The organism is Nitrospina gracilis 3/211, assembly GCF_000341545.2.
In the GTDB taxonomy this organism is placed as follows: Bacteria; Nitrospinota; Nitrospinia; order Nitrospinales; family Nitrospinaceae; genus Nitrospina; species Nitrospina gracilis.
In genome coordinates, this window is record NZ_HG422173.1 from 1,323,807 (window position 1) to 1,333,046 (window position 9,240).

The following is a 9,240-nucleotide window of genomic DNA, read 5'->3' on the forward strand; positions in this document are numbered from 1 at the left end:
CGGGACTCCAGCGACGGCGTCGCCGATCCCAGAAGAACCACTGCGCCTGCCTGTCGGGCGCGCGCGATGGCGGTTTCGCGCGCGTGGTAGCGCGGTGTCGCGTCCTGCTTGTACGAGCCGTCGTGCTCTTCGTCGATGATTATGATCCCGAGGTTGTTTAAGGGAGCAAACACGGCCGAACGCGCGCCGATGGCGATGCCCACTTCGCCCTGCCGGATCTTTTCCCATTCTAGATAGCGTTCCACCGCCGACAGGCCGCTGTGCAGGATGGCGACGTTTTCCCCGAAGCGGCGGCGGAACAGGAACACCGTCTGCGGAGTCAGCGAAATTTCAGGCACCATCATGATCGCCGTGCGCCCGGCATCGAGCGCCTGCTGGATGCACCGGATATAAATTTCCGTCTTGCCGCTACCCGTGACGCCCTGCAACAGAAACGTGTGGGCGACCTGGGTCTCAAGTGCATCTTTCAATACGCCGTACACCTGTTCCTGATCCGGGGTGAACTGCAACGGACCGTCCAGTCCTTCGGTGGAAAGATCGATCTCCTCTCCACCGTATCGCGGAACCTCGACGCGGCGCGTTTCGGCCAGCCCTTTTTTGCGCAGTTCGCGGAGCGGCCCGGCATGTTTGGGAAACTGTTTGGACAACTCGGTAACCGTGAGTTCGCCATTCCCAAGAAGAGCATACAGTTCTTTCTGTTTCGGACTGCGTGCGAGAAGGGTTTCCGCCTGCGCGTGGTTGACCACGTTGCTCGTCAGACTGGCTACCGTTTCGGTTTTGTAAGGGACGGAACTTTTCCGCAACCGGGTTTCGGTGAGAAGCAGACCTTCCAGCTTGAGTGTGGCCAGCGTGTGCGACTTGTAGGTTTTCTTGAGCGCGTGACGGATCTGTTTCCGGGAAAGCTGTTTGCGTTTCTGGATGAGTTGCAGGACCGCGGTTCCGGCGGCCGAGACATTTTTATCGCGCAAGGCGATTTCCCCTTTCGGCGATAACGAAAACAATTCATGTTCTTCATCGTCCAGTCCGGCGGGCAGGGCGGCGCGAATGGCTTCGCCCCAGCCGGCGTGGTAACGGTCTGCAAGCCAGCGGGTGAGTGCGAGCAGTTCCTCGGAGGTCACCGGTTGGGTGTCCGGCGCATCCTCTATGTCTTTCAGCTTGAGCGACGCGTCGCACGTGTCCGTGAGCGCCACGACGTAGCCGGTGATCTTTCGTGGACCGAACGGCGCGAGCACGCGCATGCCCACTTGCACCCGGTCCTGCAACGCGGGGGGAATGCGGTAGGTGAACGCGTCCGGGAGGGGCAGATTGAAAACCACCTGGGCGTAGGCTGGGAGGGTCATCGGCGATTCACATGAATTGATAACGGCGAGACCGGGGGTCAATCCCTCCGGTCCCGAAAAGTGTACCAGAGTTCAGAGTGGTTTCCACGGTTCCGGGTGGCCATCCCATTAAAGAATTGACAGCATCCTGATATTCCACTAGTCTTCTTCTTTTTTGAAAGTCTGTTTGCAGGAACCCGACGAGTGGCGGCTAAGCCCAAGGAGGTTGCATGAAGGTTGGAGACAAGATCAAATTCGATTTTGCCGGAAAAAAGAAAGATGCCGTGGTTCACAAGGTGCACGAGAGCACCGTATACCTGAAGGTGGATTTTGACAAGGACCCAGGAAAAATCGTGAAACGCAAGCTCAGCCAGATTGATGGCGGTAAGGCAAAGAAAGAAAAAAAGAGCAAAAAATAACCCGCGAGAGGTTGTCTCCAGCGGGTCTCCTTCCAAAGAAAAACGGGGCCTTCCGGCCCCGCAATTTTCAAAAATAAATTTTAACGTTGGCGTCCTGTTTCAAAGCTTCCAGGTATGGCCGCGTCCGCTTTTTCAATTCCTGTTCCAGTAAAATTTTCCTTATGGTTTCGCGGCTGTTTTCAACCGTTGCCAGGAATCCCTTTTGGATGTCGGTGACCTTTAAAACCTGCAAGCCGTGCGCGGTTTTAAAGATGCCGCTGATTTCGCCTTTGCCCAGTTTGAACGCCTGTTCGCGGAATGGCGCGAACATATGACTGTCCTGGGTGAACCACCCCAGGTCGCCTCCACGGCTGGCGAGCGAATCCTCGGAATGCATTTTGGCCATCGTTTCGAAATCTTTTCCGTTTTGCAACTGCTTGAGGATGTCCTCAAGTTTCCTGCGCGCTTTCAAGGCCCCAGCCGAGCCGGTTTTGGGATCGACCTTAATGAGGATGACGCTGGCCTTCCGTTTTTCCGGTTTGGTCAGGTTGTTTTTGTTCTTTTGAAAGTACTCCTGGATGGCGCTTTCCGGGATTGTGATTTTTCCGCTCAACTCCTTTTCAATGACCGCATCCATTAACAGGTCATCGTGGAGTTTGGAGCGGTACTGCTCCATCGTCAGGTTGCGGAGTTTGAGTTGTTTCTTGAAAAGGTCTTCGCTTTTGAAGGTGCTTTTGATGGAGGCGACCTTCTCATCAACCTGCTTGTCCGAAATTGAAACACCGATGGCTTTCGCTTTTTGCAGGAGCAGGCTGCGATGAATTTCTTCTTCGAGCAGTTTTTTGGCGGCAACTTTCTGTTGTTGTGGGGAAAGCGCCATGCCTCGTTCCTTGTACCGCTCGACGTTTTTAACCAGCGTGGGAATGATGGTGCTTTTGGGAATTTCCTTTCCGTCCACCTGGGCCAAAACATCGGGAAGGTTGATATTGAGCCCGTCACCGTGATCGTGTCCGGAATGAGAATGAGCTGGAACCGAACCCGTGGCAAACCAAAGGATGACGGCCACGGCCGGAAAGAATAACTGAAACCGTTTTCCTGAAATCATGAAAAACCCCGCATGCACTTGATTGAATTGATTGCAAAACTGTATTGTGAATGTAAAAAACTTACTGCGCGGTTTGGGGGATGTCAACCGAATTGTTCCCGGAAGGAACCGGTACTACCCTTACGGATTACTGAACGGGCAGGACGGTGCGAAAACCATATATCATGTTTTTGGTGTTGGGGAAATTGCGTCCCCTCCTGACCAGGCGTGCACCGTCAATGGTATTGATCCACGATCCGCCGCGCACCACTTTCATCTTGGTCGGTTCCGGTCCTTCCGGATTCAGTTCAGGACTCTTGCGGTAGTAATCGTCTTCATACCAGTCCAAACACCATTCCCACACGTTACCGGCCATGTTGAATACGCCGAAAGGACTGATTCCCGCAGGATAGGCATCCACCGGGGCGGTGTGCCGGTACTTGTCCTCTACGCCAAACACATTGACAAAGTATAAAACGAATCCTTTGGCCCACTTGTCGCCCCAGGGATAGAGCCGGGTATCGTTGCCGCGTGCGGCTTTCTCCCATTCCGCTTCCGTCGGCAGGCGGCGTCCTTTCCAGCGAGCGTAGGCCATGGCGTCGAACCAGCTGACGCCCACCACCGGGTGGTTCGGCCGGTTGAAGCGTTCGTCTTCCCAGAAAAGCGGCTTGGGGTGGCCCGTGTCCTTGACGAATTTCATGTATTCGGCATTGCTCACCTCATAGCGGTCAATGAAATATGCGGAGGTGTACACGTGGTGTTGCGGACCCTCTTCTGATGCATTGCCGGAATTGACCCCCATTGCAAAGTAACCTTCGGGAATGTACACCATGCCTTCCGGTGCCTCGGGCGGAGTTTCGGCGTGAATGGAGTTCGCCAGCGGAAGGGCGAGGGTCAGAAACAGAAAGAGGGAAGTGGAAAGAAGGGCAAACCGTTTTCGGTTCATGGAGCGTCGAAGAAGCCGATGTAGGTGACCAGGTTTTTTTCCGGCTCGATCTTGAATTCCTTGTCGATATCCTCGATCTCAATCCACTTGTAATGGCCGTTCCAGCAATTGAGCGAAAGCACCGTATTGCCGTACCAGTCCGTGCACTGGTTCAGGAAGATCGGCGCTTTGCAACGGTTGCAATGCCCGTGAATTTTCATCGAATCCTGACTTGTAAACATTTGGATACCGACTCACCTAAGTGTCCCGTATTTGTGGATCAGGACTAAATGATATGTCCAAAAAGTAAAACTCTGCAAGAATTTTTTGCCAAAAACTCTTTATTTGAAGTTACATATTTGCGTGTATGTCAAGCGCTTTATTTTTGTATGTCCGTTTGGGGTTATGGTTTGACGCCCGCTTTCTGTGCGGATAAGCGGTCCTGCCTGCAAAAGAAAGGAGACTGGCTTCCTCACAGGATTTCTATGTTTTCGGTGTTGGGGCGATGCGGGAATCCCGCCTGTTCCAAGAGGTGCGAAACCGCTTTCACCGGCAGGCCGACAATGTTGGTCCACGAACCGGACCAGCCTTCGACCAGCTCCGCCCCTTCTCCCTGGATGGCATACGCCCCGGCCTTGTCCATGGGTTCACCACCTTCGATGTAACGGCGGATCGTCTCAAGGTCCAACTTTTGGATACGCACGGTGGAGACCTCGGCGTGGGCCGAGTGTACGCCTTCAGGGTCGATCAGCGCGACGCCGGTGATCACCTGGTGCGCGCGCCCACTCAGTTCATTTAACATCGCTTCGGCGTCTTTTACGTTTTGCGGTTTTCCGAGGAGCCGGTCCTCCAGCACCACGATCGTGTCCGCACCGATTACAAAGCAGCCGGGGTGCGTGCGCGCCACGTGCTCCGCTTTCTGGTATGCCAGCGCCTTTGCGTTTTCCTCCGGCGGCAGGGTGGGGTCGGTCACTTCATCCATAGAAGCGGGAATGATTTCGAACTTCAGCTCCATCTGTCGAAGCAGGTCGATGCGCCGGGGCGACTGTGAGGCGAGGATCAGCTTTGGATTGGAGTCGGCCATGGTTCCCCTTCTGGAAATTTAAGATCAGATAATTTAGTATAGGGGCCATTCAGCAGGCAACCGAAATCCCGAATGCGGGATTCGAGGGATTATTACTTTTGACAAGTTTTTTGGGGGTTGTGATGGTAGGGTTTTCTCACCAGATTCAGGTTCGGCATATTGTGGTGGACAAGCCCGAAGTGGCGGAGTTGTTGAAGTCCACCATCAATGAAGTCAAAAACGCTGCGGGCCGTGTGAAGATGCTCATGCGGCTGGCGGAAAAATATAGCCTGTGCCCGAGCAAGGAAGACGGCGGCAACCTGGGCTGGATCGTGCTGGCCGAGGACGACCCGCGCAAAAAAGCTCCCGATCCGGTCCTCGAAAACCGGGAACTGGAGGACCTCATCCGGGACGCGGTGAAAAAAATGCTCATCAACCGCGGCGAGCTGTACGGTCCCGTGAAAACCGGGCAGGGTCACCACCTCATCATCATCAGCAACGAGTTCGGCGCCGAGCGTTCCACGGAGTTCACCGGCTCCGCGCTTTGATCGGAACCGACTGCGCCCGCCGCGCAATCAGGGCTCGAACTCTTTTTTTCGGCGGATCACCAGTCCGGTCCCGCTCTGCACGACCATGCGCAGTTCGAAGGGATTGGTGCGGCACACGTTGACGAATTTTTCGATGGCGTCGTTTTTGGCCTCGGCTTCATCCGGAGCGTCGAGTTTGATCTCCCAGGCGCGGCTCAGGGTGGGAATGCGCTCAAAGCACGCTTCTTCCAAACGAAGGAATACCTCCTTCTCGGCTTCTTCGGCGATGCCGTTGAACTCCGCTACAATGAGAACGTTGAAGGTAGCCAAAACATCTCCTTTCCAAAAATGAAGTTGTACATCCGAGGATGGCCCATCATAGCATAGGCGCCGCTTGTGATTAAACCTTCTGTCGTTGCGGCGGAGAAGGGCGTGGCGACTGCGGCATGAGCCTTGACAAACCGGCGGCCAGGCTGCCCAGGATGCAGTGGGTGAGGGCGGACAACGCCCCCGGTACTGTGGCCAATCCGAACAGCGCGAAGTTGCTGCGCGCCAGCTCCGTCGCCAGGCCGGAGTTCTGCATGCCCACCTCCACCGACACCGTGCGCGCGTTGGTTTCATCGCCGCCGATCCACCGCGCCAGCACGTATCCCACCACAAACCCGAGGGCGTGCAGTGTGACCACCGCAGCGAGCAGGGTGCCGCCGCTTTCCAGCAACTCCGTGCGCTTGGCGGCAAGAATGTAATCGACAATGAACACGATGGACAGCACCGCGAGGAGCGGCGTGTACGGAGTGACGTGTTCCACCTGGCGGTGAAAAAATTGGTTGATGACAACGCCTGCCGCCACCGGAAGGATCACCACCTGAAACGTATCGAGCAGAAGCCCCAGCGTGTCCACCTGGATGACCGCGCCGGTGAGGTCGCGCGCCAGCATCTCCACCAGCCACGTGGTGAGCACGGGCGTCATGATGACGGCGAGCAGTGTCGAGCAGGTGGTGAGTGTGACCGACAGCGCCACGTTGAGCCGCGCGATGAACACGACCACGTTCGACGCCGTGCCGCCCGGCGAACACGCAACGAGGATGAGGCCAATCATGTAATCGAGCGGCAGGGCAAAGGCGCGGGCGATGGCGAATCCCAGAAGCGGCATGAGGCCGAACTGCAAACCGACGCCCATCAAGACCGGGCGCGGAAACTCCAGCACGCGGCGGAAATCCTGCCAGGTCAGCGTGAGCCCCATGCTCAGCATGATGATGCCGAGGAAAAACGGAATCCAGTGCGGCTGGAACCAGGTGGCGGTTTCCGGTTTCCACAACGCCAGCGCCGCCCCCGCCACCACCCACAGGGGAAAGGCGTTGGCCAGCGTGATGAATGTTTTTGCGATTGGATTCAGGGGCGCCTCACGGGTTGGGGCTTCGGTGCAATGCGGGAATGGGGAGCCGCCGCTGATGGCGGAGGGGTGGCGGTCGCATCACTCCATCGGTTTTTGCGCGATGATGCTGGAGTACGCTTCCTTGCCATCGTCATACGCCTGGTAGCGGATGATTTTGAAGTCCTTGAACGCTTCCAGAAGTTCGTTGGTTTGAAGGGCCCACTGCGGCCGGAAATCCTGGTACTTCAGGTAATCGACGTTGTAGGTTTCGATCACCGCCATACCTCCGGGCTTGAGGGCTTCCTTGATCTGCGGGAACAGGTTGCGTTGCATGTAGTACATCATCAGGATGACGTCGTATTCGTTTTTGGGAAGCTCGGCGGATTCCAGGTCGACCACTTCCGTCTGGATGGACACGTTGTGCTCTTTCGCCAGATGGCGGGCCTTTTCCAGTCCGACCGGGGAGATGTCCCAACCCTCGACATCGAATCCCCGGGTGGCGAGGAACACGCCGTTCCGGCCCTCGCCCATGGCGATGTCCAGTGCCTTGCCCTTCGGCAGGAGGCCCACGTTGTTTTTGAGGAAGGGAACCGGTTGCTTGCCGAACAGGAAGGCATCGACTTCGTATTTCTTGTTCCAGCGTTCCTGGTCCTGGGGTTTGGCCCAGATGGGCCCGGTGGCGAAGAGGGCTCCAATCAGAATGGCCGCGATCAGGAGCCGGAAAGCCGGATGGCGCTGGGTGGACGGGGTCATGCGCACCTCCCTAGGTGGTTGATGGAGACGATTCTACTTCAAGGCCTGAGGGGGTTCAAGGCCATTTCCCCGTTTACTTTGAGGGGGCGGGAATTGTACACTCTAGGCGATTTTTGAATCGAACCGGACCCACGAGACCTGCAACGCCCATCCGGAGGAACCCGATGCAAGGCCGTAACTGGATTTCTGTTTTCACCGTCACCCTGCTGGCGGGCCTGCTCCTGACTGGAAGCGTGGCCGCCGCGGACAAACCTCCGCGCGAACCCGTCGCCAAGTCTGCTGACCAGCGTTTTTGGGACATGGGCGACGGCACGGTGCTTGACACCGAAACCCGCCTCATGTGGATGAAGCGCGATTTCTGGCAGACCCAGCGAGGGTGGGTGAACTGGTACACGGCCATGGAGTTTGTTCAGCGTATGAACAACAAGAACTTCGCCGGGTACGAGGACTGGCGCATGCCCACCCCGGAAGAGGCAAAAACGCTTTACAACCGCAGAAAACGCAACACCGACAAGGACGGTGACAAGATATTCATCGATCCTATTTTCCCCAACGGCGCGGGTTGGGGCACGTGGACCAGCCAGGAACGCGGCGGCAAGGCCATCGTGGTGTCTTACAAGGACCGGGGAGGCGAAGATTACCAGGACAAGATCAACGGACCCGATGCTTTCCTCCGTCCAGTGCGCGGCCCGCTCCCCTGATTCGACTCCAGCCTGAATTTCGCCCTTCTTTCTTCTGGTTTCCTCGCAGACGGGGAACCCATTTTCCTTACATAATTAAGCGACTGATCTAAAAGACCCTTTCTCTTTCCCACTTTCGGGCTGATTTCTCGCCTTGTATTCCGTTTCGCCGCTTCGGTAAACTAGGAATAACACTGAGCCATTTCAGGCCATATGGAAATCGGGGCCCCAACCTTCCCTACAGGAGGCAGTCCATGAAACCAATCAAAGTTCTGGCAATGATTTTTGTGCTCACCATCTCCACCGCCGCCTGCGCCACGGCGGGTGACAACAAACCGCCTGCAAGCCCGCTGGACGGCTACACCATCCACGTCACCGCCCCGCACGTCATGGACGGCGAAGTGGTGGGACCCTTTCATCATTACTGCAAACCGATCAACGACCAGATCATCCAGTGCATCCTGTTCGAAAGCACGGAGCCCAACGCGCGCATGACGGAGGTGGAATACATGGTTTCCAAGGACCTCGCCCGCAAGGTGATCCCGGAGTGGTCCCACAAGGCCAATTGGCACGACCACAAGCAGGAAATCGAAACCGGGCGTGTGCAGGTGAATTATCCGACGGACGAGGATACCGTGAAGAACCTGGTGGAGCATGTTTCCAAAACCGACGGCATTATTTTCCACCTGTGGCCAAAAGACGCACCGATCCCGGACGGCTCCGTGGGCATTGCCCAGTCCGTCGGACACTGGGAAATGCTGCATGGTAAAATCGGGGAATGATTCCGGTTTCATTTCCGGTCGAACTTTTTTGATAGACGGACAGCTTCTGCGGCCCCCTGGCCGGTCACCGGTTCCGGTTGTAGAGGTGGCTTCCGTACAAGTTAGAGAATTATGAAAACACAGGGCCTTGTTTGCTTCGGTATTGGTTTTGTGGTTTCGGCCCTGTTGTGGCAGGAAGCCGCCGCGTTTCATCCCAGTATCTACACACCGCGTGTGCCGGATGAGGAACTGGAGCGCATCCAGGAAATGGAGAGCCCGTTCCGTTCAAGGCAGGAGTACGTGGACAAGGGCGCGGAGATTTATTTCGGCAAGGGCCAGTGCGTCACCTGCCACA

General features: G+C 56.4%; 12 protein-coding genes and 1 pseudogene. 5 read left to right on the forward strand and 8 right to left on the reverse strand.

Features of this window, described 5'->3' with window-relative positions:
- Positions 1 to 1,340 (reverse strand): primosomal protein N' family DNA-binding protein (locus TX82_RS06335; RefSeq protein ID WP_042250688.1); only part of this gene is annotated, 1,340 nt, incomplete at its 3' end.
- A gap of 209 nt (positions 1,341 to 1,549) precedes the next feature.
- Between TX82_RS06335 and TX82_RS06340 the strand changes: the two genes are divergently transcribed.
- Complete coding sequence (locus tag TX82_RS06340) at positions 1,550 to 1,738, forward strand: hypothetical protein (protein ID WP_005008287.1); 189 nt, start codon at positions 1,550 to 1,552, stop codon at positions 1,736 to 1,738.
- Positions 1,739 to 1,805: 67 nt separating this feature from the next.
- On the opposite strand, the gene TX82_RS06345 is transcribed toward TX82_RS06340, so the two are convergent.
- The 4 genes from TX82_RS06345 to TX82_RS06360 all read right to left on the reverse strand — a co-directional run bounded on the left by TX82_RS06345 (position 1,806) and on the right by TX82_RS06360 (position 4,810).
- Positions 1,806 to 2,822, reverse strand: a complete 1,017-nt coding sequence (locus TX82_RS06345; protein WP_005008288.1) for a peptidylprolyl isomerase — start codon at positions 2,820 to 2,822, stop codon at positions 1,806 to 1,808.
- A gap of 127 nt (positions 2,823 to 2,949) precedes the next feature.
- Positions 2,950 to 3,747, reverse strand: coding sequence for a formylglycine-generating enzyme family protein (locus TX82_RS06350; RefSeq protein ID WP_005008291.1), 798 nt, complete (start codon positions 3,745 to 3,747; stop codon positions 2,950 to 2,952).
- Complete coding sequence (locus TX82_RS06355) at positions 3,744 to 3,947, reverse strand: hypothetical protein (RefSeq protein WP_005008293.1); 204 nt, start codon at positions 3,945 to 3,947, stop codon at positions 3,744 to 3,746. The genes TX82_RS06350 and TX82_RS06355 overlap by 4 nt, the downstream gene beginning before the upstream one ends.
- A gap of 251 nt (positions 3,948 to 4,198) precedes the next feature.
- Complete coding sequence (locus tag TX82_RS06360) at positions 4,199 to 4,810, reverse strand: Maf family protein (protein ID WP_005008295.1); 612 nt, start codon at positions 4,808 to 4,810, stop codon at positions 4,199 to 4,201.
- A 122-nt stretch (positions 4,811 to 4,932) separates the two neighbouring features.
- Between TX82_RS06360 and TX82_RS06365 the strand changes: the two genes are divergently transcribed.
- Entirely contained in the window at positions 4,933 to 5,337 is a 405-nt protein-coding gene (locus tag TX82_RS06365) for a peptidylprolyl isomerase (RefSeq protein ID WP_005008300.1), read from the forward strand.
- Positions 5,338 to 5,364: 27 nt separating this feature from the next.
- Here the strand turns inward: TX82_RS06365 and TX82_RS06370 are convergent, their stop codons facing one another.
- From TX82_RS06370 to TX82_RS06380, 3 genes are all read right to left on the reverse strand, one after another.
- Positions 5,365 to 5,646, reverse strand: a complete 282-nt coding sequence (locus tag TX82_RS06370; protein WP_005008302.1) for a hypothetical protein — start codon at positions 5,644 to 5,646, stop codon at positions 5,365 to 5,367.
- Between the two features lie 70 nt (positions 5,647 to 5,716).
- Positions 5,717 to 6,769 (reverse strand): bile acid:sodium symporter family protein, encoded by a 1,053-nt coding sequence (locus TX82_RS06375; RefSeq protein ID WP_338038057.1) that lies wholly within the window; start codon positions 6,767 to 6,769, stop codon positions 5,717 to 5,719.
- Between the two features lie 21 nt (positions 6,770 to 6,790).
- Positions 6,791 to 7,444 carry a class I SAM-dependent methyltransferase gene (locus TX82_RS06380; RefSeq protein ID WP_005008306.1) on the reverse strand — a complete coding sequence of 218 codons (654 nt, stop codon included), beginning with the start codon at positions 7,442 to 7,444 and terminating at the stop codon, positions 6,791 to 6,793.
- A gap of 164 nt (positions 7,445 to 7,608) precedes the next feature.
- Between TX82_RS06380 and TX82_RS06385 the strand changes: the two genes are divergently transcribed.
- The 3 genes and pseudogenes from TX82_RS06385 to TX82_RS16200 form a co-directional block, all read left to right on the forward strand.
- Positions 7,609 to 8,145 (forward strand): Lcl C-terminal domain-containing protein, encoded by a 537-nt coding sequence (locus TX82_RS06385; RefSeq protein ID WP_005008307.1) that lies wholly within the window; start codon positions 7,609 to 7,611, stop codon positions 8,143 to 8,145.
- Between the two features lie 233 nt (positions 8,146 to 8,378).
- Complete coding sequence (locus TX82_RS06390) at positions 8,379 to 8,906, forward strand: DUF1264 domain-containing protein (RefSeq protein WP_005008310.1); 528 nt, start codon at positions 8,379 to 8,381, stop codon at positions 8,904 to 8,906.
- A gap of 111 nt (positions 8,907 to 9,017) precedes the next feature.
- Positions 9,018 to 9,240: pseudogene (locus TX82_RS16200) on the forward strand (hypothetical protein); the annotation flags it as partial.